The following is a 560-nucleotide window of genomic DNA, read 5'->3' as shown; positions in this document are numbered from 1 at the left end:
CCCTTAACCGGGCGTTATACCGTTTTAACTTACGCGCAGAGCATCGTATAGTTTCTAGTTTATAAAAAAACCGTCAGAAGACGGCTTTGGACGTAATTATCGAGGGTTTAAGCACAGCACTTTTTGTACTTTTTCCCGCTTCCGCAAATGCACGGTTCATTACGGTTTGGTGTTTTGTCATAGGTAATCGTTTTAGGTTTGTTTAATAGCGTATCAAGCTCAACAGTGTTCTCTGGTTGCTTTGAGTCAATGACAATATCAGCCACTATTGAGTGCTTAGAAAGTAATATTTCTATCTCTGCTTTACGAGCCTCGGTTGGGACGACAACATTGATTGGAGCCTCGTCAGTGCCTGCTTTTACATCACGGTTTACGTTGTAGCCTGAAATGACGTGGTTTTGTCTAGCATCGATTCGACCTTTGAAAAATAGTTTGGACATTTGCAACTCACTGATGGATTGTTGTGGTGTAATTTGGCCGCGATTATACGGCACTATGGCAATTGATAAAGAAGTTCCTACAATGTGCATCGGATCACGGTATAACAAACGGCTCAAGAG

The 560-nt window shown here is 42.0% G+C and carries 1 protein-coding gene; it reads right to left on the bottom strand.

The annotated features are described in order from the left end of the window. Window positions 1–107: 107 nt before the first annotated feature. Complete coding sequence (locus tag PL85_RS18720; protein WP_088733592.1) at window positions 108–440, bottom strand: PBPRA1643 family SWIM/SEC-C metal-binding motif protein; 333 nt, start codon at window positions 438–440, stop codon at window positions 108–110. Window positions 441–560: the final 120 nt, after the last annotated feature.

The sequence above is a fragment of the Vibrio anguillarum genome, from assembly GCF_001989995.2.
Classification (GTDB): domain Bacteria; phylum Pseudomonadota; class Gammaproteobacteria; order Enterobacterales; family Vibrionaceae; genus Vibrio; species Vibrio anguillarum.
This window is presented reverse-complemented; position numbering and strand designations above follow the sequence as displayed.

What these genes read in the sequence shown, in the direction of transcription:
- PL85_RS18720 (WP_088733592.1), bottom strand. Translation starts at nt 440, where the DNA reads ATGTCCAAACTATTTTTCAAAGGTCGAATCGATGCTAGACAAAACCAC.